General features: G+C 64.4%; 19 protein-coding genes and 1 pseudogene. 9 read left to right on the forward strand and 11 right to left on the reverse strand.

Going from position 1 to position 21,987, the window contains the following annotated elements; translation table 11 throughout:
• Positions 1 to 156: 156 nt before the first annotated feature.
• The 3 genes from IVB54_RS36990 to radC all read left to right on the forward strand — a co-directional run bounded on the left by IVB54_RS36990 (position 157) and on the right by radC (position 3,228).
• Positions 157 to 1,473, forward strand: a complete 1,317-nt coding sequence (locus IVB54_RS36990; protein WP_026233939.1) for a mechanosensitive ion channel domain-containing protein — start codon at positions 157 to 159, stop codon at positions 1,471 to 1,473.
• A 121-nt stretch (positions 1,474 to 1,594) separates the two neighbouring features.
• On the forward strand, positions 1,595 to 2,413 hold the full coding sequence (gene map / locus IVB54_RS36995; RefSeq protein WP_018460078.1) for a type I methionyl aminopeptidase: 819 nt from the start codon (positions 1,595 to 1,597) through the stop codon (positions 2,411 to 2,413).
• A gap of 101 nt (positions 2,414 to 2,514) precedes the next feature.
• Complete coding sequence (radC, locus tag IVB54_RS37000; protein WP_018460079.1) at positions 2,515 to 3,228, forward strand: DNA repair protein RadC; 714 nt, start codon at positions 2,515 to 2,517, stop codon at positions 3,226 to 3,228.
• Here the strand turns inward: radC and IVB54_RS37005 are convergent.
• Together IVB54_RS37005 and IVB54_RS37010 are read right to left on the reverse strand one after the other, a co-directional pair.
• A pseudogene (locus IVB54_RS37005) lies at positions 3,225 to 3,545 on the reverse strand (hypothetical protein). The gene radC and the pseudogene IVB54_RS37005 overlap by 4 nt on opposite strands.
• 163 nt (positions 3,546 to 3,708) lie before the next feature.
• Positions 3,709 to 4,083 (reverse strand): hypothetical protein, encoded by a 375-nt coding sequence (locus IVB54_RS37010; RefSeq protein WP_018460081.1) that lies wholly within the window; start codon positions 4,081 to 4,083, stop codon positions 3,709 to 3,711.
• A gap of 253 nt (positions 4,084 to 4,336) precedes the next feature.
• Between IVB54_RS37010 and IVB54_RS37015 the strand changes: the two genes are divergently transcribed.
• Entirely contained in the window at positions 4,337 to 5,731 is a 1,395-nt protein-coding gene (locus tag IVB54_RS37015) for a peptidoglycan-binding protein (RefSeq protein WP_018460083.1), read from the forward strand.
• A gap of 67 nt (positions 5,732 to 5,798) precedes the next feature.
• Here IVB54_RS37015 and IVB54_RS37020 read toward each other — a convergent pair whose 3' ends face one another.
• The 5 genes from IVB54_RS37020 to IVB54_RS37040 are packed head-to-tail and all read right to left on the reverse strand — an operon-like array spanning position 5,799 to position 10,158.
• The gene (locus IVB54_RS37020; RefSeq protein WP_026233941.1) at positions 5,799 to 6,491 is read right to left on the reverse strand and encodes an AprI/Inh family metalloprotease inhibitor; all 693 of its coding nucleotides are present in this window, start codon (positions 6,489 to 6,491) and stop codon (positions 5,799 to 5,801) included.
• On the reverse strand, positions 6,491 to 7,480 hold the full coding sequence (locus IVB54_RS37025; RefSeq protein WP_018460085.1) for a 2-hydroxyacid dehydrogenase: 990 nt from the start codon (positions 7,478 to 7,480) through the stop codon (positions 6,491 to 6,493). Before IVB54_RS37025 ends, IVB54_RS37020 begins: the two co-directional genes overlap by 1 nt.
• Positions 7,480 to 8,298 carry an ABC transporter permease gene (locus IVB54_RS37030; protein WP_018460086.1) on the reverse strand — a complete coding sequence of 273 codons (819 nt, stop codon included), beginning with the start codon at positions 8,296 to 8,298 and terminating at the stop codon, positions 7,480 to 7,482. The genes IVB54_RS37025 and IVB54_RS37030 overlap by 1 nt, the downstream gene beginning before the upstream one ends.
• Entirely contained in the window at positions 8,295 to 9,125 is an 831-nt protein-coding gene (locus IVB54_RS37035) for an ABC transporter ATP-binding protein (RefSeq protein ID WP_085358545.1), read from the reverse strand. The genes IVB54_RS37030 and IVB54_RS37035 overlap by 4 nt, the downstream gene beginning before the upstream one ends.
• A 10-nt stretch (positions 9,126 to 9,135) precedes the next feature.
• Positions 9,136 to 10,158 (reverse strand): ABC transporter substrate-binding protein, encoded by a 1,023-nt coding sequence (locus IVB54_RS37040; RefSeq protein WP_026233942.1) that lies wholly within the window; start codon positions 10,156 to 10,158, stop codon positions 9,136 to 9,138.
• Between the two features lie 138 nt (positions 10,159 to 10,296).
• On the opposite strand from IVB54_RS37040, the gene IVB54_RS37045 reads away from it, so the two are divergent.
• From IVB54_RS37045 to IVB54_RS37055, 3 genes are all read left to right on the forward strand, one after another.
• Complete coding sequence (locus IVB54_RS37045) at positions 10,297 to 11,103, forward strand: creatininase family protein (protein ID WP_085358543.1); 807 nt, start codon at positions 10,297 to 10,299, stop codon at positions 11,101 to 11,103.
• Positions 11,104 to 11,242: 139 nt separating this feature from the next.
• Positions 11,243 to 11,506, forward strand: coding sequence for a hypothetical protein (locus IVB54_RS37050; RefSeq protein ID WP_007597808.1), 264 nt, complete (start codon positions 11,243 to 11,245; stop codon positions 11,504 to 11,506).
• Between the two features lie 393 nt (positions 11,507 to 11,899).
• Positions 11,900 to 13,882: a carbohydrate porin gene (locus tag IVB54_RS37055; RefSeq protein WP_026233943.1), complete on the forward strand. Its 1,983-nt coding sequence runs from the start codon at positions 11,900 to 11,902 to the stop codon at positions 13,880 to 13,882.
• 19 nt (positions 13,883 to 13,901) lie between these two features.
• Here the strand turns inward: IVB54_RS37055 and IVB54_RS37060 are convergent, their stop codons facing one another.
• A complete protein-coding gene (locus IVB54_RS37060; protein ID WP_018460091.1) occupies positions 13,902 to 15,977 on the reverse strand; it encodes a HAMP domain-containing methyl-accepting chemotaxis protein in 2,076 nt (691 codons plus the stop codon).
• A gap of 238 nt (positions 15,978 to 16,215) precedes the next feature.
• On the opposite strand from IVB54_RS37060, the gene IVB54_RS37065 reads away from it, so the two are divergent.
• Positions 16,216 to 17,511 (forward strand): hemolysin family protein, encoded by a 1,296-nt coding sequence (locus IVB54_RS37065; RefSeq protein ID WP_085349708.1) that lies wholly within the window; start codon positions 16,216 to 16,218, stop codon positions 17,509 to 17,511.
• A gap of 212 nt (positions 17,512 to 17,723) precedes the next feature.
• On the opposite strand, the gene IVB54_RS37070 is transcribed toward IVB54_RS37065, so the two are convergent.
• The 3 genes from IVB54_RS37070 to IVB54_RS37080 all read right to left on the reverse strand — a co-directional run bounded on the left by IVB54_RS37070 (position 17,724) and on the right by IVB54_RS37080 (position 20,766).
• A complete protein-coding gene (locus IVB54_RS37070) occupies positions 17,724 to 17,966 on the reverse strand; it encodes a PilZ domain-containing protein (protein ID WP_018460093.1) in 243 nt (80 codons plus the stop codon).
• A 98-nt stretch (positions 17,967 to 18,064) separates the two neighbouring features.
• Positions 18,065 to 19,774, reverse strand: a complete 1,710-nt coding sequence (locus tag IVB54_RS37075; RefSeq protein ID WP_198957634.1) for an FMN-binding glutamate synthase family protein — start codon at positions 19,772 to 19,774, stop codon at positions 18,065 to 18,067.
• A 218-nt stretch (positions 19,775 to 19,992) separates the two neighbouring features.
• Complete coding sequence (locus tag IVB54_RS37080) at positions 19,993 to 20,766, reverse strand: ferredoxin--NADP reductase (RefSeq protein ID WP_018460095.1); 774 nt, start codon at positions 20,764 to 20,766, stop codon at positions 19,993 to 19,995.
• A gap of 400 nt (positions 20,767 to 21,166) precedes the next feature.
• Between IVB54_RS37080 and IVB54_RS37085 the strand changes: the two genes are divergently transcribed.
• Positions 21,167 to 21,970 carry a RimK-like protein gene (locus IVB54_RS37085; protein WP_018460096.1) on the forward strand — a complete coding sequence of 268 codons (804 nt, stop codon included), beginning with the start codon at positions 21,167 to 21,169 and terminating at the stop codon, positions 21,968 to 21,970.
• Positions 21,971 to 21,987 lie beyond the last annotated feature (17 nt).

The following is a 21,987-nucleotide window of genomic DNA, read 5'->3' on the forward strand; positions in this document are numbered from 1 at the left end:
ACGCCAACCCATTTTCTCCCGCTCGCGGCAATCTGCCCGCATTTTGCGGCCTTAACGCACTTCACTTGGCGGTGTATCGGTGGTCCGGCCGCGCCCTTTGTGGGATTCTCCGGCGCGCTCGAATCAACGCCTCCCGCCCGCTCCCCGACGAGACCGATAGACATGGACCTCAAAGACTTCATGGAGTTCGTGCAGACCACCGCGCGCAGCGTCGGGGCGGAAATCTCCTCGCCCTGGTTCTACCTGCAATTCGGGCTCATTCTGGCCGCGGCCGGCATCGCCTATGCCGCGGAAGCCGCCGTTCGCAGCCGCGTCGACATGACCTCGCTGGCGATGCGCTGGCCGCTGCCGCTCCGGCACTTCGTCCGGGTGATGGTCTCCAGCGCCTCGACGGCGGTTTTCACCCTGCTCGTGATCGTCTCCCGCGTGGTCATGTACCACGCGACCTGGCCGAGCCGCAGCTATCTCCTGATGGTCGCCGCCAAGCTGGGGCTGGCCTGGCTCGCGATCCGGCTCTTGACCTCGGTGCTGCGCAACGCCTTCATCGTCAAGCTGGTGTCGATCACGGCCTGGTTCGTCGCGGCGCTCTCGATCCTCGGCCAGCTCGATGCGACGGTCGACCTGCTCGACTCTTTCGCCATCGTGCTCGGCGGCCTGCGGCTGACGCCGTTGCTCGTGATCAAGGCGGGTGCGCTGCTGCTCATCGCGCTCTGGCTCACCAACATCGCCAGCAATTTCGCCGAGAGCCGGATCAACTCGACCACAGATCTGACGCCATCGGTGCAGGTGCTGCTGGTCAAGATCATCCGCATCGGCCTGCTTGCGGTCGCGATCGTGATCGCGCTCGGCACGGTCGGCATCGATCTCTCGGCGCTCGCGGTGTTCTCCGGCGCGGTCGGCGTTGGCATCGGTATCGGCCTGCAGAAGATCGTCGCCAATTTCATCTCGGGGATCATCCTGCTCGCCGACAAATCGGTGAAGCCCGGTGATCTCGTCACCATCGGCGACAACACCGGGCGGATCAGCGCGATGAAGACGCGCTATATTTCCGTCGCCGCCGGCGATGGCCGCGAATTCCTGGTGCCGAACGAGGATCTGGTGACGCAGAAGGTCGTCAACTGGACCTACACCGACAAGAACACGCTGGTGAAGATCGCCTTCGGCACCAATTACGACGCCGACCCGCGGCTGGTCTGCAAGCTCGCCGCCGAGACCGCGGCCGCTCACCCGCGCGCGCAGAAGGGCAAGCCGCCGAATTCCATCCTGACCGAGTTCGCCGAAGCCGGGATGAAGTTCTCGCTCACCTTCTGGATTGCCGACCCCGACGGCATGGACAACGTCAAGAGCGACGTGATGCTGGCGCTGTGGGACGCCTTCAAGCGCGAAGGCATCCGGGTTCCCTACCCGGTTCGCGAAATCCGCGTCCGCGGCGGCGCCCTGCCGGTGGAAACCATCATGGAAGTCCCGAATTAGGCCCGCTTTCAGGCGCAAGGCAGGGCAGGCCTGACTTGCATGAAGGCGCGCAATCATTAAATTGGGCGCGAAATCAAGCCTTTCCGCCGATATCGAGCCCACCCCAGAAGATTGCGCCCGCATGAGCTACGTCGAAGCTACCGATACCTCGCTCCGCAAGACCGGGCAGATCAAGCTGCATGGACCAAGCGCCTTTGCCGGCATGCGCAAGGCGGGAGCGCTGGTGGCGAAGTGCCTCGACGAGCTCACCGACATCGTCGGGCCCGGCGTTCCGACCGACCGCATCGACCAGTTCGTCCGCGACTTCGCGTTCAGCAACAATGCCTATCCGGCGACGCTGATGTATCGCGGCTACCGCTATTCAACCTGCACCTCGCTCAACCACGTGGTCTGCCACGGCATGCCCGGCGACCGTCCGCTGAAAGAGGGCGACATCGTCAACATCGACGTCACCTTCATCGTCGACGGCTGGTACGGTGATTCCAGCCGGATGTATGCAGTCGGCCCGATCGCACGCAAGGCGGAGCGGCTGATCGAGGTGACCTATGAGGCCATGATGCGCGGCATCGCCGCGGTGAAGCCCGGCGCCACCACCGGCGACATCGGCCACGCCATCCAGAGTTTCGTCGAGCCGCAAGCCATGAGCGTGGTGCGCGATTTCTGCGGCCATGGCCTCGGGCGCATGTTCCACGACGAGCCGAACATCATCCATATCGGCCGGCCCGGCGAGGGCGTGCAGCTCAAGCCCGGCATGTTCTTCACAATCGAGCCGATGATCAATCTCGGCAAGCCGCATGTGAAGATCCTCTCCGACGGCTGGACCGCCGTGACTCGCGACCGCTCGCTATCGGCGCAGTTCGAGCATTCGGTAGGCGTCACCGCCACCGGCGTCGAGATTTTCACGCTGTCGGAGCGGCACGGCGAGAAGCAGATCGGGTGATCCCGGCGGCTGACGTTCGCATTCGCCGGCTGGCGTGAAACGGATTTGCCGCCGCAATTGACGGTTGCAAAAACGGTTATCCGCGGCAATGCTGGCGGCCGATGCCCGCCAAGACCGACCACGACAAGAGCAAGCCCGAAGAAGCGCCGCACTATCTCGGCCATCGCGAACGGCTGCGCGAGCGCTTCTACAGCGCGGGTGCGGACGCGCTCAGCGACTACGAGCTGCTGGAGATGGCACTGTTTTCGGCGCTGCCGCGGCGTGACACCAAGCCGCTGGCGAAGTCGCTGATCAAAATTTTTGGCTCGTTCGCCGAGGTCGTGCACGCGCCGGTGGCGCGCCTGCGCGAGGTAGACGGTGTCGGCGAGTCCGCGATCCACCAGCTCAAGCTGCTCGCGGCGGCGGCGCATCGCGTCGCCAAGGGCGGGGTCAACAGCCGCAACGCGCTGTCGTCCTGGAACGAAGTGATCGACTATTGCCGCACCAGCATGGCGTTCGCCGACAAAGAGCAGTTTCGCCTGCTGTTCCTCGACAAGCGCAACCAGCTCATCGCCGACGAGGTGCAGCAGACCGGCACCGTCGATCACACCCCGGTCTATCCGCGAGAGGTGATCAAGCGCGCGCTGGAATTGTCCGCGACCGCGCTGATCCTGGTGCACAACCACCCCTCAGGCGATCCCTCGCCCTCGCAGGCCGACATCCAGATGACCAAGGCGATCATCGACATCGCAAAACCGCTCGGCATCGCCGTGCACGACCACATCATCGTCGGCAAGAGCGGGCATGCGAGTTTGCGCGGGATGCGGCTGATCTAGTAGCAATATCGCGGATCGACCGGGACATAGGAGCCGTCCCGGCGCTGCGCGTAGCAGCCGCGCTGATAGGCGTAATAGCCGGAGCGGCGGCGTTCGCCCTAGGAGGCGATCGCAGCGCCCGTGCCGGCACCGACGACGGCGCCGATGGCGGCGCCGCGGCCTCCGCCGATGGCGCCACCCACGATCGCTCCACCGACGCCACCGAGGATGGCACCGCCAATGGCGTCCTGCGCCGCCGCCTCATGAGCCGGCATCGCGATCACGACCGCCAGACATGCCGCGATAGCGAAACTTCCAATGCGAAGACCTCGAAGCATGCTCGCCCTCCCCTGTGGTCAGACGAGTCATAGCGCCGCAGCCGGATTCGGACCAGAAAAATCACCATTTCGGGACCCGGCGCGTCACGCTATGGCGTCGGAGGCTCGGATCGAAGGCGGCTCAGACCATGGCGCATGCGCAGCACGGGCCGGCCGCTTCATCTCATGCATCGACCCAGCGCTGCACGGCCTCGGCGGTGTCGGCTGGCGTGGTGTTGAAGCAGATCGCGGCGTCGGGCGCCAGGCGGTGGACGAGGTTGAGCACCTTCTCGAACAGCAGCAGACGCTCCCGAGGCTCGCGCAGCCCCGCGCCGATCACGATGCAGTCGAAATTCTCCTCGCGCAACGCTACCGTGACGGCGGCTTCCGCCGCGGCATCGAGATCGATCAGGCAACTCGTGACCTCGTAACCGAGATCGCGCAGGCGCAGCAGCTGCGCATCGATATAGTTGCGCACGAGCTCCGGCGTGAGCTGCGGGAATGCGCTGTAGTCCGCGTTGCCGGGTTCGATGCCGATCGCGAGGACGCGCGTGGTCATGTTGGACTCCCTGGCCAGACTGCCTCGCGTCGCTAACGGGGCAGCGGCCCTGCCGGTTCCGTCGCGGACCGCCGCCCTGATCCCGGTCCTGCCGCTCATTTTCCCGGCGAGGTTGTAACCCACTTCACACGCGGCGCCCCGGCGGCCTGCCAGACTTGCAGGAGATCACGCTGGCCTCACGCCCTGATCACGGCACCTGGTTCATTTCGACTGACGCGCAGTTGCGAAAACTCATTCATTGCGGGAGCGGAAAATGATTTCATTCGAGAGTCTGAAAAGCGAATACGAGCGTAATTGGGCCAATCTCGAGATCCGGCCTTCGCGCCTCTCCGACGCGAACGCGATCGCGCGCAAAGCCATCAACGGCAAGGCGACCTATCAGCAGATCGAGCGGTTGACCGGCGTGCCCTGGTATTTCGCTGCCCTCTGCCACTACCGCGAATCCAATTTCGATTTCGACACCTATCTCGGCAACGGGGAAACGCTCCATCGCGCGACGACGCTCGTTCCGAAAGGACGCGGTCCGTTTGCCACGTTCGTGGACGGCGCCGTGGACGCCTTCAGAATCGAGAATTTTGTCGGCGCTCACGACTGGGGGATCGCGCGGATTCTGTTCCGGCTCGAAGCGTTCAACGGCTTCGGCTATCACGCCAAGGGCTGCAACTCGCCCTATCTCTATGGCGGTTCGACGCTGTATGGCCCGCCCGAGGCAAGGGCCGGAAAATTCGTCCGCGATCATGTGTTCGATTCGAACCACGTCGATTCCCAGCTCGGCACCGCGGTGATCCTGCATGCGATGATGTCGCTGGATTCCTCGATCACCCTCGACGGCAGCCCGCAATTCGCAAGCCGCGCCGAGCCGGAGGACGACGCGGCGTCGACGATCGTCCTCATGCAGCAGGCGCTCAACAAGCTCGGCGCCAATCCGCCGCTCGCGGAGGACGGCATCAGCGGGCCGAAGACCAGGGCCGCGGTCTCGCAGTTTCAGCAGCAGAACGGCCTGAGAGATACCGGACTTCTCGACGGCGCCACCGTCGGCGCCCTCACGCGCGCGGCGCAGTCGGGCCCCACCGGACCGACCGGCGATGTCTCCCGGATCATGAAGCGGCTGGAGGACCTCGCGCAATTGCTGCGGCCGCCGGTCGGCGGTGTGACGCCGGCAACGACGACATCGGGCAATACGCTGCCCGCCACCAATGATCCGATCAGCCTGTTCGAACGGCTCTTTTCCCTCGTCAACAAGTCAGCCCCCATGCCAGGACCAGTCACCCTCACCCCAACCAGCCCCGCTCCCGTCGACCAGTTGAAGCAGGTCGTCGACCTGCTCGGCACCTTGCTCAACCGGGACGGCAAGCCCGTCCTCGGCCAGGTCAATGGCGCGCTCGGCGAGACCATCGGCAAGATGCTCGACGGCAAGAAGACTGCGCTCGGCATCGGCGGCTCGCTGATCACGGCGCTGCTGTCGTCGGTGACGGCGAGCCCCAATGCGGGAGGCCTTGCCGGGTTGCTCGGGACGCTCGTGTCGGCGGTGCCGGGCCTCGGCCAGTTCGCGATGCCGATCTCGCTGGCGCTCACAGCCTGGGGCGTGCTCGGCAAGATGGAGAAGTGGGCCCAAGGCACAGCGCCGCCGCCCAAGCCGACGACGTAGCCTGCCACCATCCTTCGAGACGCCCGCCTATGGCGGGGCCCTCAGGACGAGATTGCGTTTCGCGGCGCTACTGCCGCAGCATGATCAGGGGATCGGCGGTATCGGGGACGCGCCGCCATTGCGCGTTGTCGTCGGCCTCGAACTGCCAGGCCTCGCCGGCCTTCGACAGCAGGATGATCTGGCCGCGGTCTAGCCGCCATTGCGTCGGGTTGAACTGCGCGATGGCCGCATCGCATTTCGGCTTGAGGAAGACCTGGAAATTGTCCGGCCCGGCTTCCGTGTTGGTCAGCGTTAGCCCGCAGACAGGCTGGCCGTTGCCGCGCACGATCGACCAGTCGCCGATCATCTGGTCCATCGACTTCGCCATCGAGCGGGCGGCGGCGAGGTCTTGCAGGATGTAGACGCCCTCGCCCTGCCGCAGGCCCTCGAAGATGCCGGCCTCGACCTCGGTGAAGTCGATCACGGCCTCACCGCTCGCATCCTGCAAGCGGACGATGTCGAGACCCCTGACGCTCCAGGCGACGATGTCCTTGGTGAAAGGCAGCGCGGCCTTGCAGGCCGGCTCCAGCTCGAGCTTGAAGCCCTGCGCCGCGGCGTCGGCCTTGAGCGTGACGACGCAGGTCTTGCTGCGCTCGGTGGTCGAGAGCTCCCACTGCCCGGGCATCTCCTTCTTCAGGGTCGTCGTATCCTGCGCCTGCGCGATGCCGATCGCGGCCAAGCAGGCCACGACGGCGAATGTAACGACGCGAAGAACTCCCATCAGCGTCCCTTGAACGGCGTTTCGGCAACCGGCGTCAACGGCGCCTTGCCTGAGAACCAGGACTTGAGATTGTCGACCACGAGCTGATCCATCGCGTTGCGCGTCACCACCGAGGCCGAGCCGATATGCGGCAGCAGCACCACATTCTGCATGGCCTTGAGCTCGTCCGGCACGTTCGGTTCGGCCGCGAACACGTCGAGGCCGGCCGCGAGGATGGTGCCGGACTTGAGCGCCTGGACCAGCGCCGGTTCGTCGATCACCGAGCCGCGCGCAACGTTGACCAGCACCCCGCGCGGGCCGAGCGCCTTCAGCACCTCGGCGTTGATCATCTTGTTGGTCGAGGCGCCACCGGGCACGATCACCATCAGCGTGTCCACCGCCTTCGCCATCTCGATCAGGTCGGGGTAGTGCTTGTAGGAGACGTCCTTGGACGGGTTGCGGGTGTGATAGACCACCGGCACCAGCGAGGCATCGAGCCGGCGCGCGATCGCCTGTCCGATCCGGCCCATGCCGACGATGCCGACCTTGCGGTCGCGCAGCGAGCCGACGCTGAGCGGATAGTTCTGGGTCTGCCAGAGACCGGAGCGCACATAACGGTCGGCCTTGATGAACTCGCGCACCGTGGAGATCAGAAGCCCCATCGCGACGTCGGCGACCTCCTCGGTCAGCACGTCGGGCGTATTGGTGACGATGATGTTATGCTCGGCGGCGTATTTGGCATCGACGTGGTCGTAGCCGACGCCGAAGCTCGCCACCATCTCGATCTTGGGCAATTGCGACAGCGAATCCCGGTCGGCGCGCACGGTGTGATAGGTCACCGCCACGCCGCGGATCTTTTCGCGGATCGCCGGCGTCAGCCGCTCGAGATCGCCCCGCGTCTCCGCCTTGTGCACGACGAAATGATCGGAAAACCCGTTCTCGAGGATCGGCCGGACCGGCCCATAAATCAGAAGGTCGATCTTTTCGGACGAAATCGAACCGGTGGTCATCAGTTGTCCTTTCCAAGCGCGCTCTCGTGCCAGCGCCGTAAGACGAGGTGGGAAACTAGCGCCAGCACCCCATAGATGACAATCCCGGCCAGCGACAACAGCAGCAGCGCTGCGAACATGCGGGGTATGTTCAAGCGGTAGCCGGATTCTGCGATCCTGTAGGCGAGCCCGGAGCCGGCGCCGGCCGTTCCCGCCGCGATCTCGGCCACGACCGCGCCGATCAGCGACAGGCCGCCGGCAATGCGCAGGCCGCCGAGAATATAAGGCAGCGCCGCCGGCAGCTTGAGATAGCGCAGGGTCTGCTGTGGCGAGGCGCCATAGAGCTGGAACAGGCCCGCGAGGTTGCGATCGACCGAATTGAGCCCGAGCGTGGTATTGGACAGCACCGGGAAGAAGGCGACGATGAAGGCGCAGACCACGACCGCGGTCTGCTGCTCCAGATAGATCAGCAGCAGCGGCGCGATCGCGATGACCGGCGTGACCTGAAGCACCACGGCATAGGGGAATAGCGATGCTTCCACCCATTTGGACTGGTTGAACAGCAGCGCCAGCGCGATGCCGCCGACGCTGGCCGCGACAAAACCTTCAAGCGTGGTCAGCAGCGTCGCGGCAAGCGATTGCGACAGCACCGCCCAATCCTTGATCAGTGTCGCGAATATGACCGAGGGCGCCGGCAGCACGTAAGGCGGGATGTCCTTGATCCGGACCACGAGCTCCCAGGCGAGCAGTCCCGCCGCGAACACGATGACCGGTAGCGCGAAGCGCACCGCGCGTTGCGCGCCGGACGGCTTCGCAGTGACGGAAGCTTGCGCGTTCATAGCGTCGACTGCCCTGCATAGGACGGCGCCAGCGCCGCCGACACTTTCCGGCAATAATCGGAATAGGCGACTGAAGTGCGAAACTCCTCGCCACGCGGCTCGACCGTCTCGACGCGGAAGTCGGCCTGGATGCGGCCCGGCCGCGCGGTCATGACCACCACGCGCTGCGACAGATAGACGGATTCGAACACCGAATGCGTGACGAAGATGACGGTCTTGCCGAGCCTGCGCCACAGCGCGAGCAAATCGTCGTTGAGGCGGAAGCGCGTGATTTCGTCGAGCGCCGCGAACGGCTCATCCATCAGGAGGATATCAGGGTCTGTGACGAGCGCGCGCGCCAGCGACACCCGCATCTTCATGCCGCCGGAGAGCTCGCGCGGAAAGGCGTCGGCAAAATCGGCAAGCCCGACGCTTGCGAGCGCCTCATCGGCGCGCGCGCGCGATTCCGCCTTCGGAACGCCTGAGAGCTTCAGCGGCAACCGCACATTCTCGCGCACGCTGGTCCAGGGCATCAGGGTCGGTTCCTGAAACACGAAGCCGATGCCATGACCTGGGTGAACATGACCTGGCTGCGGTGTGCCCTCACGACGCGCCAGCCGGACGATTCCTGACGACGGCGCGCTGAGTTCGGCGATCAGCCGCAGCGCCGTCGACTTGCCGCAACCTGACGGCCCCAGCAGCGAGATGAACTCGCCCTTGCGCACCGCAAGATCGAGCGGGCCGAGCGCCATCAGGCCGTTGTCATAGGCCTTCGTCACGCCGCGCAGGCTGACAGCCAGAGCCGTCAGGCCGGTCTCGACCCCCGCCGACGTTTGGACTGATGACATCGGCCCTGCGCTACGGCTTGCTCGGGCGCAGCTCGGCGCCGACGCCCTTGTTGACGAAGCGCAGCGTATAGGATTTGCGGAAATCGAGGTCCGCCTTCACCACGCCCGCCTTCACCATCTTGTTGAAGAAGGAGGTGTAGCGCTCGTCGCTCATCGCGCCGATGCCGTTCTTCAGCGAATCGCCGGAATCGACGATGCCGTATTCCTTCATCTTGGCGACGGAATAGGCGAGCAGCTCGTCCGTCATCTCCGGATTGAGCTTCTTGATCATGGCGTTGCCCGCTGAATTGTCGCGGTAGATGTAATTGTACCAGCCGACCATGGAGGCATCGACGAAGCGCTGCACCAGGTCGGGCTTCTTCTCGACGACGTCGCGGCGGCTCTCGATCAGGGTCGAATAGGTGTTGAAGCCGTAATCGGCGAGCAGCAACACGTTGGGCTTGAAGCCCGCGGCCTTCTCGACCGCGAAGGGCTCCGAGGTGACGTAACCCTGCATCGCGCTCTTGGGATTGGCGATGAAGGGCTGCGGATTGAAATTGTAGGGGCGAACGTTCTTCTCGCTGAAGCCGTATTCGGACTTCAGCCACTGGAAATAGCTGGTCATGCCCTCCTTGGAGACGAACAGCGTCAGCGGCTTGAGGTCCTCGATCTTGGCGACCTTGGCATCGGGCTGCGTCAGCATCACCTGCGGATCCTTCTGGAACACCGCGGCGATGGTGACGACCGGGACGTTGTTGGCGACTGCGTCGAACGACATCAGCGTGTTCGCGGCCATGAAGAAATCGATCTTGCCGGCGATCAGCAGCATCCGGTTGTTCTCGTTGGGCCCGCCGGGCACGATGGTGACGTCCAGCCCGTATTTCTTGTAAGTGCCATCGGCGACGGCCTGGAAAAAGCCGCCATGCTCGGCCTCGGCGACCCAATTGGTGCCGAACATGACCTTGTCCAGGGTTTCGGCGCGGGCCGGGACGACCGAGACGAAAGCGGCCATCAGGCCCGCCGTTAAGGCTCGCCGCAGATGAGAGGGGCTCATGATGGGACTCCGTCGATCGCTTCTAGCCGATGTCCAAGCAACGCGATAAAACCGCAAGACATTCGGGGACGCGAGCCGGCCTGGCCCGCGTCCCCTGATACCCTAAATTACGCGACAAATTCGGGCAAAGAAACCTTGATGACGCCTTCCCGCGATTGGACCGAGATTCGCTGGGCCGATGCCAGCCTCGCGGAGGTTTCGCGCTGGATCGCGGTGCTGCCGCTGGCCGCGACCGAGCAGCACGGCCCGCATCTGCCGCTCGAGACCGACGTGCTGATCGCGGACGCCTATCTCGCGCGCGTGCGCGAGCTCCTGCCCGAGCGCGCTCCGGCCACTTTCCTGCCCGTTGAACCGATCGGGATTTCCACCGAGCATATCGACTATCCGGGCACGCAGACGCTGCCGACTGACATCGCGTTGAAAAAATGGACCGCGATTGGCGAGGACGTCGCGCGCCGCGGAGTGAAGAAGCTCGTCATCGTCACCAGCCATGGCGGCAACAGCGCGGCCATGATGCTGGTCGCGCAGGATCTTCGCGCGCATCGGAAACTGTTCGTGGTGACGACGTCGTGGTCGCGGCTGTCGGGCGCGGACAAGCTGTTCCCGGCCGACGAAGTGCGCCACGGCATCCACGGCGGCGCCATTGAAACCTCGATCATGCTGGCGCGCTATCCCGATCGGGTGCGCATGGATGCGATCGCGAATTTTCCCGCGAGCAGCATCGCGATGGAGCAGCAATATCGCTGGCTGTCGACGCAGCGACCCGCGCCGTTCGCCTGGCAGGCGCAGGATCTCCACGCGAGCGGCGCCGCCGGCAACGCGACGCTAGCCGTGGCCGCGAAGGGCGAGCAGCTGATCGACCAGGGCGCCCGCGCTTTTTGCGAGCTGCTTGCCGAGGTTGATAACTTCGACGTGAACAGGCTCGCAAAAGGCCCGCTCGGCTAGCGCTCATCCTTCTGGAATCATTCAGGAAAGAGCCAGACTCGAGCTCCGCCTTTGCCGAGTTCGAACCGGACGCGCGGAGCCTCCGTCCAACTCGGTACGCGGGCCACAAGGGACCGCCTCAACCCGGATGGAGTTTCACATGTCGATTAAGACCAAGATTTTCGCAGTTGCCCTCACCGCGCTCACCCTGACCGGCAGCGTCGTGGCCACCACCTCGCAGGCGCAAGCCAAGCCGCTCGGCTGGGGCGTCGGTGTCGGCCTGGGCATCGCCACCGCCGCCGTCGTCGGCTCCGCGATCGCCGCCAGCAACGATCCCTATTACAACGGCTATCACCGCTGCGGCTGGGCCGCCCAGTACAACGCCTTTGGCCAGTACGTCGGCCGCGTGCGTACCTGCTTCTGATTTGAGTCCCTGAGGCCGATCTCACGTGGATCCCGCGTCCGACACGGGCGCCTCATCCACCCCGTGTCGTGCCCCCGACCCCGCCCGGATGTCCCCCCGGGCGGGGTCAACCGTTTTGGACCTTGGAATTTGTTGCAGTCCCGTCACATCGCGGTGCGAACCATCTCCTGCGACAATCCGCACTAGTTGCTACTGCGAATTAATCGCAATAAGGTTTCCAGAGACTCAGGGGCTTGGGAAGAAATCGCGCCGGATCGAGATCATCTCGACCGATCGCGGAGCACCTAATCCTGATGACAGGGTCGCCGCGAATCGGCAGGGATAGTGCGGCGAGTGGACACACTCGCTTTGGGGGCGTGCGTTTTGACGTTGAGGGGTCACCGTTACAGGTATTTGCGAACGGCCGCGGCGATTGCCACGGGCGTCTTGACTTTGCCCGCCAGCAGCCGCGCGGCTGATCTGCCGCTGAAGGCACCGGCGCTGAAGGCCGTCTATGACTGGACCGGCCTCTACATCGGTGCGCATGCCGGCTACAGCCTCGGCTCGTCGCGCTTCGCGCTGAACGACGGCACAGGCATTAGCGACAGCGGCGTCTTCAGCGGCATGATCGGCGGCGTGCAGGCCGGCTACAATTACCGGCTCAATTCCGGCTGGCTCCTCGGCGTCGAAGGCGATTTTTCGTTTCCGAACTACATCACTTCCAACTCGATCGTGTCCTTCCTGGCGACACCCGCCAACACCGTCACGCAGCAATGGGACTACACTGCGAGCCTGCGCGGCCGCGTCGGCTACACCAGCGGTCCCTGGCTGGTCTACGCCACCGGCGGCTTTGCATGGATGGGCGAGCGCTATTTCGACACGCCGGCCGCAGGCGAAGCAGTCCCGAAAATCCTGAACACGCGGCCCGGCTGGATCGCGGGTGCCGGCATCGAATACGGCTTTGCGCCGCATTGGAGCGCACGGCTCGAATATCTCTATAGCCGCTTCGACGGCGCCAATGTCGCCTTCTCCACAGGTGCCCAATACAATTCGTCGTCGCTCGACTTCCAAACGATCCGGCTCGGCCTCAACCGCAAGGTCGATTGGCCGGGCATGCCGGGCTACAATCCCAAGAGCTTGGGGATCGGCTCGCTAATCGACACCGAATCGGATCGCTGGGAGATCCACGGCCAGAGCACTTATCTGCCGCAAGGCTACCCGTCGTTCCCCGCCCTCTACACCGGGCCGAATTCGCTCTCGCCATCAAGGCAGGCCAAGGCGACCTGGAGCAACAGCCTGTTCCTGAACGCAAAGCTGTGGGACGGCGGCGAGGTCTACTACAATCCCGAACTGCTGCAGGGATTTGGATTGAACGACACGGTCGGCGCGGCCGGTTTCCCCAACGGCGAGGCGCAGAAGTCGAACTTCCCCTATCCGCACTACAACACATCGCGCCTGTTCGTGCGCCAGACATTCGGCTTTGGCGGCGAGCAGGAAGAGCTCGCGAGCGGCCAGTTGCAGCTCGGACAGAAGGTCGACGTATCCAGGCTCACGGTGCAGGCCGGCAAATTCCCCGTGATCGACGTGTTCGACGGCAACGCCTACGCCAAGGACACCCGCAAGGACTTCATGAACTGGTCGCTGTGGGCGCCAGGCGCCTTCGACTATTCAGCCGACAAGGTCGGCCTCACCTACGGCGTCACCGCCGAGCTGAACCAGAAGCAGTGGGCGCTGCGCGGCGGCTACTTCCTGATGGTCGCCGAGTCCAATTCGAATCATTTCGACACCAGGGTCGGCGAGCGCGGCCAGTACGTGCTCGAGCTCGAAACGCGCTTCTCGCTCCTTGGCCAACCCGGCAAGCTCAGGACCATCGGCTGGCTCGACAGCGCCAATATGGGCAGCTTCCGCGAGACGCTGGACAATCCCGCGCTCAACCTTGACATCGCGCAGACCCGACGCGGCCGTCTGAAGTATGGCTACGTGCTCAACCTCGAGCAGGCGATCACCGACGATGTCGGTCTGTTCAGCCGCTGGAGCTGGAACGACGGCAAGACCGAGACGCTGGCCTTCACCGACATTCACCGCAGCCTGTCGGCGGGATTGTCGATCAAGGGCACGAAATGGGGCCGGCCGGATGACGTGATCGGCGTCGGCGGCGCCATCAATGCCATCTCGCAGGATTATCGCGACTTCCTGGCCGCCGGCGGCCTCGGTGTTCTCATCGGCGACGGCGCGCTCAACTACCGCCGCGAGCGCATCCTCGAAACCTATTACGCCTACGCGCTGAACAAGAGTCTCACCCTCACCGCCGACTACCAGCTGATCGTCAACCCCGCCTACAACGCCGATCGCGGCCCGGTGTCGGTATTTTCCGGGCGGCTACACGGCGAGTTCTGAGCGCTTCCGGCTACGTGACTTACGCAGCCCGGATCGCGTCCAGGAACTTCCCGACCTCGACCTTGAGGCGGCCGCTCTCGCCGGACAGCGACTTCGCTGACGCGAGCACGGTGGAGGAGGCCGATCCGGTCTGGCTCGCGCCGCGCTGCACGTCGACGATGCTGGCGGAGACCTGTTGGGTGCCGCATGCCGCCTGCTGCACGTTGCGGGAAATCTCCCGCGTCGCCGCGCCTTGCTGCTCGACCGCGGAGGCGATCGCCGATGCGATCTCGGACATGCGGGTGATGGTGTCGCCGATCGACTTGATGGCGCCGACGGAATCCTGCGTCGCGCTCTGGATTCCCGTGATCTGCTGGCTGATCTCGCCGGTGGCCTTGGCGGTCTGCTCGGCGAGCGCCTTGACCTCGGAGGCGACCACGGCGAAGCCGCGCCCGGCCTCGCCGGCGCGCGCCGCCTCGATCGTTGCATTGAGCGCCAGAAGATTGGTCTGGCCCGCGATCTGGCTGATGAGCTCGACCACGTCGCCGATCCGGCCGGCCGCCTTGGCGAGTTCGCCGACATAGTCGTTGGTACGCGCAGCCTGCTGCACCGCTTCGCCGGCCACCCGCGCGGAGTCCTGGACCTGCCGGCTGATCTCGTCGACCGAGGACGCCATTTCCTCCGCGGCCGCGGCGACGGTCTGCACGTTGCTGGAGGCCTGCTCGGAGGCGGCCGCAACGGTCGCGGTGACCTTTTCCGATTGATCGGCGGTGCTCGTCAGCGTTCCCGCCGACACTTCCAGCTCCGACGATGCCGACGACACGGTGTTGATGACGTCGCCGATCAACGCTTCGAAATCGCGTGCGATCTGGTCCATGCGCTGGCTGCGCCGGAGCTTCGCCTCGGCTTCCACCGCGGCGGCCTCATCGGCGGCCTTCTTGGCGGAGAGCGAATCTTTGAAGTGCTGGAGCGAGCCCGCCACCTGGCTGATCTCGTCATTGCGGCCGGTCACGGGAATCTCGACCTCGTGCTGCCCGGCGGCAAGAGTTGCGATCACGTCCGCGAGCCGGCTGAGCGGCGTCACCACGCGCCTGCGCAACATCATCGTCACGCCACCGAGTGTCCCCAGCAGCGCCAGCACCGCCACGCCCGCGAGCGCGAGCATCGCCAGCGCGCCGTCGCGCGCGGCCGAGGCGCGCTCGGCAGCTTCCGCCAGCGCGGCATCGCGGACGCCGTAGAACATCTGGATGGCGGGGACGATGATGTTGGCCAGCTCTTCGGCATTGATGCCGTACTTGCCGTCGCCACGCGCCGCGAGCATCTCCTTGTCCACGGCAGCGGCTGCTTTCCCGAAATAGGAATCCGTCGCCGCCTTCAGCGCGGTGGCGATCCGGGGCGGGCTTCCGAGCTGGTCGATGCCGGCCTCGATGCGCTCGCGGTCGGCCTCGACACGTCCCTGCATCCGATCCATCAGCGACAATTCGGCCGCCGTGAGCGGTCGGCGAGCGCTCAGCGCCGGCGACAGCGTGGCGGCGCGGCTGCCGGCCGAGACGCGCAGATCCTGCGCCGTTCGCGCCAGGCTCAACAGCGCCGCAAGCGAGGAATCGGCATTGATGACCTTGGCTTCAAGCCGGTTCATGATCGGCTCGATATTGCCGATGACCTCGGCAACGCCTGGAAGGAAGCCCTTGATTACAGCGCCGTCGCGCGTCGCCAGGGGCACGCTCATCGCGCGATCTGCCGCCGTGATGATATCCTTGAGCCGCCGCGCAGTACGGTCCAGGTTTTCGATCATCGCTCCGGAATCATCCAGCACCATGATGGCGCGCCTTGCCCCCTCGAACGCGCCATCGACCGCTTTCGCCGCCTTTGCGGCGGCTTCGATCTGGACCTGCGTCGCAGAATTCTCCTGGAAGATCGGGGAAATGTAGGGAGCACGAAGGCCGGCAACGTGCTGACTGACCATCAGGGTCGCACCGAAGGCCTCGACCGTCTTGATCGCATCGGAGCGGTTCGTGAAGATGCGCGCCTGGGGTATCAGCACCTCGGCGCCAAGGATGACTGCAAACACCGTCACCGTCAGCATCGACAGCGCAAAGAGCTTCCCGATCCGCATTCTGATCCCCGAATACATTCCTGCAAATGCCGAGAACCTAGCTGGTGGCCGCTAAGAGCCCGTTAAGCAACGGCATGCCCGTAGTTCCGCGGGGTATTGGGGAGTGCCTTCGGGGACGGGGTCGCCGAAGTTCCTTCGCGATGCCCGATGGGACAGAATCATCGGCATTTCTTCCTCGAATACCTATATCAAGACCTGTGCGGCCATCCGCGCCACACTCCCTTACCTCGGAACATCAATGCTCTCCGCCGAACTCGCCATCGTCGTCGTCCTGATCGTCATCAACGGCTTGCTGTCCATGTCCGAGTTGGCCGTGGTCTCGTCGCGCCCGGCCCGGCTGTCGATGCTCGCCGCCAAGGGCGTCCGCGGCGCCGAGCGGGCGCTGACGCTCGCGGCCGATCCCGGCAAATTCCTCTCGACGGTGCAGATCGGGATCACGCTGGTCGGCGTGCTCTCCGGCGCGTTCTCGGGCGCGACGCTCGGACAGCGGCTGACGCAATGGCTGCTCGAGCTCGGCCTGTCCGCAGGAATTGCCGACATCGTCGGAGTGGGGCTGGTCGTCACGCTCATCACCTACGCCACCCTGATCGTCGGCGAGCTGGTGCCGAAGCAGGTGGCGCTGCGCGACCCCGAGAGCATCGCGGTCAGGGTTGCACCCGCGATGCACGTGCTTGCGAAGGTCTCGCTGCCGCTGGTCTTCCTGCTCGATCTCTCCGGCAAGCTGATCCTCACGCTGCTCGGCCATGGCGGCAAGTCTGAAGAAAAAGTGTCAGAAGATGAGATCCATCATCTCGTCAGCGAAGCCGAAAACGCAGGCGTGCTCGAGTCAGGTGAAAAGGAGATGATCGCGGGCGTGATGCGGCTCGGCGACCGGCCGGTCGGCGCGATTATGACGCCGCGCACGGAGGTCAACGAGATCGACCTGAACGATACGCCGGAAAGCATTCAAGCGACCATCGCCAAGAGTCCGCATTCGCGCTTTCCGGTGTCCGACGGCGACCGCGACAAGCCGATTGGCGTGCTTCAAGCCAAGGACCTGCTGGTGGCCTTCATGAACGAGCGCACGCCGGATTTGCGCGTGCTGGTCCGCGAGGCGCCCGGCATTCCCGCCTCGGCCGATGCCCGCGACGTGCTGGCGATCCTGAAGGCTGCACCGGTGCATGTCGGCCTCGTCTACGACGAATACGGCGCCTTCGAAGGCATCGTGACGACGGCTGACATTCTGGAATCCATTGTCGGTGCCTTCCATTCCGAGGAAGGCCCGCCGGAACCGGCCTACGTCAAGCGCGCGGACGATTCGCTGCTGGTCTCAGGCTGGATGCCGGTCGACGAATTCGGCGAGCTGCTCGGCATCGAACTGCCGCCGCACCGCTACAACACCGTCGCCGGCCTCGTGCTGCAACAGTTCAACGTGCTGCCTGATGTCGGCGACGCCTTCGACTTTGGCGATTGGCACATCGAGGTGGTCGATCTCGACGGGCGGAGGATCGACAAGATTCTGGCGAGCCGGCGGAGCGAAGTAGAGACGGGGTGAGCCACTCTCGTCGTCCCGGAAGCGCAGCGAAGCGGAGCGCAGATCCGGGACCCATAGCCACAGGATTGAGCTTGGCGAAGACTGGTAGTTGCGCGGTGCTGCTGTCTGCGCATGATCGACAGATCACGCGGTATGGGTCCCGGATCTGCGCTGGCGCTTGTCCGGGACGACGGCGGAGTTTGTGGTTAGAGCTTGCGCCAAACTCTAGACCCTCACCCGAACCTCACCCCGATCCGCTTTTCCTTGCGCCAGATCACGGTGCAGGCGAGATGTTTTCCGTCGGCCCGCACAAGCAGGCTGAAATGGTCGGGGATGCCGACGGGACTGCTGACGTCGAGCGCGGCGCCGGTATCTGACAGGTTGCGGATAGTGCAGTCGATCGCGCCGCCGCCGCCGAACTCGATCGTTCCGGCCTTCAGCACGCGATGCCTTGCCTTGTCGCGCCGCTCGTCCATGGGAACAATCTACACCCAAAGTTGAATCAAACGTTAAACGCACCCCCCTCGCGATGCTTTTGCGCGCGCGGCCGCGGCCCTGCAAGTGGACCGGCGTCCTACAGCGCCGGCTGGAACGTCTCCGTCCGTGCCATCCGCCAGGCGTCCCGGAAGCGTGGGTCTTCGGTGCCTTCGAGCAGTTCGCCCGGACGCAGCGACGGATAAAGCTGCGCGAAGGATTTCACGTCCGTCGTCGAGGTGCGCTGGGAGAAGTGGATCGGGCGCAGCTGCTGCGGATGTTCGAGACCGGCCGCGGCGATCAGCTCGGTCAGCGAGTGCAGCGTCGCCAGGTGATAATTGTGCACGCGGTCGATCTTGAGCGGCACATAGAGTGCGCGCGCCCGCGTCGGGTCCTGCGTCGCGACGCCGGTCGGGCAGCGGTCGGTGTGGCAGCTCAGCGACTGGATGCAGCCGAGCGAGAACATGAAGCCGCGCGCCGAATTGCAGTAGTCCGCGCCGATCGCCATGGCGCGCGCCATGTCGAACGCGGTGGCTATCTTGCCGGAGGCGCCGATCTTGATGCGGTCGCGCGCGTTGATGCCGATCAGCGCGTTGTGGACGAAACTGACGCCCTCGCGCATCGGCATGCCCAGATGGTCCATGAACTCCAGCGGCGCGGCGCCGGTGCCACCCTCGTTGCCGTCGACAACGATGAAGTCGGGATAGATGCCGGTCTCGATCATCGCCTTGCAGATCGCCAGGAATTCCCACGGATGACCGATGCACAGCTTGAAGCCCGTCGGCTTGCCGCCGGAGAGCTTTCGCATCTCGCCGATGAACTTCATCATGCCGACAGGCGTCGAGAAGGCGCGATGCGAGGCCGGCGAGATGCAATCCTCGCCCATGGCGACCCCGCGGATCTTGGAAATCTCCTCCGAGACTTTCGCCGCCGGCAGCACGCCGCCATGACCGGGCTTGGCGCCCTGGCTGATCTTGAGCTCGACCATCTTGATCTGGTCCTGGGTCGCGACGCGCGCGAAGGCTTCGGGATCGAAGGCGCCGTCGAGATGACGACAGCCGAAATAGCCCGAACCGATCTCCCAGATGATGTCGCCGCCCATCTCCGCGTGATAGGGGCTGAAGCCGCCCTCGCCGGTGTCGTGCGCGAAGCCGCCCTTCTTGGCGCCGGCATTCAGCGCGCGCACGGCGTTCGGGCTGAGCGCGCCAAAACTCATGGCGGAAATGTTGAATACCGAAGCCGAATACGGCTTGGCGCAATCCGGGCCGCCGATAGTGACGCGGAATTTCTCCTCGGCATGCGTCTTCGGCGAGACCGAGTGATGCATCCACTCATAACCCTGGCGGTAGACGTCCTCCTGGGTACCGAACGGACGCTTGTCGAGCTGCATCTTGGCGCGCTGATAGACCACCGCACGGATGTCGCGCGAGAACGGCATGCCGTCCTTCTCGCTCTCGAAGAAATACTGCCGCATCTCCGGGCGTATCTCTTCGAGCAAAAAACGGATATGGGCCGAGATCGGGTAGTTGCGCAGAACGGCGTGGCCCTTCTGCATGAGGTCGCGGACGCCAAGCGCCGTCAGCGCGCCGAAGATCAGGATCGGGATCAGCAGAATGTCGAAGATCTTGCCATCGGCAAATCCGATGCCGGTCAGCAGCGCAGTGACCACCGCGCAGATCGTCAGGACGATGAAGCGCGGAGAGAATGGCAGCAGCAGGGTTTCCATGATCCCCTCTTCCGCCAGCGGCAGCCGTTTGACCGACGGGTTGGGCGATTCCTGCGTTTTGTTCTCGTCGGCCACGATTCCCATCCTCTCGCCAGCATGAGGCGGTACGATACGCCCGCGCCTGTCATACGGATATGACGCGGCGGTTGTTTCACGCTAGCGAATTCGGCGGGGACAAATCAATCAGCCCGATGGGCGGGCTGCTGCGGTGCAGCAGGGCTCGGGAGGGACGGGCATTAACCGGTCAAGGCGCTTTACTCAGGCAAGCGTCCTGGCTTTTGCCAGGACGAGACCGAGAGGGCCTACCGCTCGACGAACGCCTTTTCGATCACGAAATGGCCGGGCTTGTTGCCCGAGCCCTCGACGAAGTCGCGGCCTTCGAACATCAGTTTCAGCTCTTCGAGCATCGCCGGGCTGCCGCACATCATGATGCGGTCGGTCGCGATGTCGAGCGGACCCTGGCCGATGTCGTTGAAGATCTGCTCGGAGCTGATGAGGTCGGTGATGCGGCCGCGATTCTTGAACGGCTCGCGGGTCACGGTCGGGTAGTAGATGAGCTTGTCCGCGAGCAACTCCCCGAACAGTTCGTCCTCGCGAAGACCGGCGACGAGCTTCTCGCCATAGGCGAGCTCGGAGACCTGGCGGCAGCCGTGCACCAGCACGATGCTGTCGAACTGGTCGTAAACCTCGGGATCCTTGATCAGGCTGGCGAAGGGCGCGAGGCCGGTGCCGGTCGAGAGCAGCAGCAGCCGCTTGCCGGGAATGAGATTGTCCGTGATCAGCGTGCCGGTCGCCTTGCGGCCGACCAGGATGGTGTCGCCTTCCTTGATCTTCTGGAGACGCGACGTCAGCGGGCCGTCCTGAACCTTGATCGAGAAGAACTCGAGCTCTTCCTCGTGATTAGCGCTCGCCATGCTGTAGGCGCGGAGCAGCGGGCGGCCCTCAACCTCGAGGCCGATCATCGCGAACTGGCCGTTCTGGAAGCGGAAGCCGGAATCGCGGGTTGCGCGAAAGCTGAACAGGGTGTCGGTCCAGTGCTGGACGGAAAGAACCTTCTCTCGGTAAAACGCGCTCATGATTTTCGATATTCCGAATAATTGCGGTTTTAGGGCAAAAGCGTTGCCCGGCCCCTGAAAGCGGAGCGGACACCATTGCCATGGCGGAGGATTTCGCGAGTGTGATCTACGCCATTGAGACCAATAATCAACCTCGTTCCGGATGCAATTGATGCCGGTCAAACCGGCATTTGCGGCGGAAATGGTCACATCATTAATGGATCTGCTGTCCGGCGCATTCGGAAGGCAATTTCTTTTCCCTCCCAGGCTCGAATACAGCACTTAATTTCCGTAGCGCTCGCGAGAATTTCATTAAGAATAGCTCTGATTTCACCCCCGTTTAGCGTCGTTTCCCCGATTTTTGCGGCTTTTGGCGCCAAGATCGACCGGAACTGGCGACTAGGACCGGCGACAGAGACAGATGGCGAGCGGCGAGCGGATCTTCGTGCAGGCGATCAAGCGCTATTGCGTAACCCATGGCATCGCGCTCGATGTCCGCGCCGATGGCTGGCTGCTCGCGATGCGCCGGGGCGAGCAGCGCCACTTCGCGTTCGGCTACGACATCGGCCTCAACAGCGCCATCGCGCACCGCCTGGCCAATGACAAATCGGCCACCGCCGAGGTGCTGGCGCTCGAGGGCGTGCCCTGCATTCCCCATCGCCTGTTCCTCAATCCGAAGTTGGGCGAGAAGGTTGTCGGCGTTGGCTGGCGAGAGGCAATGCTGGCGCTGCTTGGCGACAATCCGCAAGGCGTGGTGGTGAAGCCGAACGAGGGGACGTCGGGACGATCCGTCTTCAGGGTCACGACGGAAACAGAGCTCGATCATGCGGTTGGCGAAGCCTTTTCGATGAGCGCCGGACTCGTGATCTCACCCTATGCCGTGATCGAGGACGAAGTACGCGTGGTCCTGCTCGATGATGTGCCACTCGTCGTCTACAGCAAGCAGCGTGGCTCGGGTTGGCGGCACAATCTCGATGCGGGCGCGAAGCCCGTGCTGATGCAGGACGGCGATCTTCGCACAGCCTGCGCAAAGCTCGCCATCAACGCCGCCAAGGCCATCGGCATCACCTTCGCCTCGATCGACCTCGTGCACGTCGACGGCGTCTGGCGCGTGCTCGAGATCAATTCCGGCGTGATGATGGAGGCGCTGGCGAAGCTGCATCCGGAGCTGGTGCAGACGACGTACGATGCGGCGCTGGATCGGGTGTTTGGGGACAAACACTGAGCGACACGCGCGCTGGC

It is taken from the genome of Bradyrhizobium sp. CW1 (assembly GCF_023100665.1).
Lineage (GTDB): Bacteria > Pseudomonadota > Alphaproteobacteria > Rhizobiales > Xanthobacteraceae > Bradyrhizobium > Bradyrhizobium canariense_D.

Coding starts and splice junctions, on each gene's coding strand:
- map (WP_018460078.1), top strand. CDS start 1,595: ATGAGCTACGTCGAAGCTACCGATACCTCGCTCCGCAAGACCGGGCAG.
- radC (WP_018460079.1), top strand. CDS start 2,515: ATGCCCGCCAAGACCGACCACGACAAGAGCAAGCCCGAAGAAGCGCCG.
- IVB54_RS37010 (WP_018460081.1), bottom strand. CDS start 4,083: ATGACCACGCGCGTCCTCGCGATCGGCATCGAACCCGGCAACGCGGAC.
- IVB54_RS37015 (WP_018460083.1), top strand. CDS start 4,337: ATGATTTCATTCGAGAGTCTGAAAAGCGAATACGAGCGTAATTGGGCC.
- IVB54_RS37020 (WP_026233941.1), bottom strand. CDS start 6,491: ATGGGAGTTCTTCGCGTCGTTACATTCGCCGTCGTGGCCTGCTTGGCC.
- IVB54_RS37025 (WP_018460085.1), bottom strand. CDS start 7,480: ATGACCACCGGTTCGATTTCGTCCGAAAAGATCGACCTTCTGATTTAT.
- IVB54_RS37030 (WP_018460086.1), bottom strand. CDS start 8,298: ATGAACGCGCAAGCTTCCGTCACTGCGAAGCCGTCCGGCGCGCAACGC.
- IVB54_RS37035 (WP_085358545.1), bottom strand. CDS start 9,125: ATGTCATCAGTCCAAACGTCGGCGGGGGTCGAGACCGGCCTGACGGCT.
- IVB54_RS37040 (WP_026233942.1), bottom strand. CDS start 10,158: ATGAGCCCCTCTCATCTGCGGCGAGCCTTAACGGCGGGCCTGATGGCC.
- IVB54_RS37045 (WP_085358543.1), top strand. CDS start 10,297: ATGACGCCTTCCCGCGATTGGACCGAGATTCGCTGGGCCGATGCCAGC.
- IVB54_RS37050 (WP_007597808.1), top strand. CDS start 11,243: ATGTCGATTAAGACCAAGATTTTCGCAGTTGCCCTCACCGCGCTCACC.
- IVB54_RS37060 (WP_018460091.1), bottom strand. CDS start 15,977: ATGCGGATCGGGAAGCTCTTTGCGCTGTCGATGCTGACGGTGACGGTG.
- IVB54_RS37065 (WP_085349708.1), top strand. CDS start 16,216: ATGCTCTCCGCCGAACTCGCCATCGTCGTCGTCCTGATCGTCATCAAC.
- IVB54_RS37070 (WP_018460093.1), bottom strand. CDS start 17,966: ATGGACGAGCGGCGCGACAAGGCAAGGCATCGCGTGCTGAAGGCCGGA.
- IVB54_RS37075 (WP_198957634.1), bottom strand. CDS start 19,774: ATGGGAATCGTGGCCGACGAGAACAAAACGCAGGAATCGCCCAACCCG.
- IVB54_RS37080 (WP_018460095.1), bottom strand. CDS start 20,766: ATGAGCGCGTTTTACCGAGAGAAGGTTCTTTCCGTCCAGCACTGGACC.
- IVB54_RS37085 (WP_018460096.1), top strand. CDS start 21,167: ATGGCGAGCGGCGAGCGGATCTTCGTGCAGGCGATCAAGCGCTATTGC.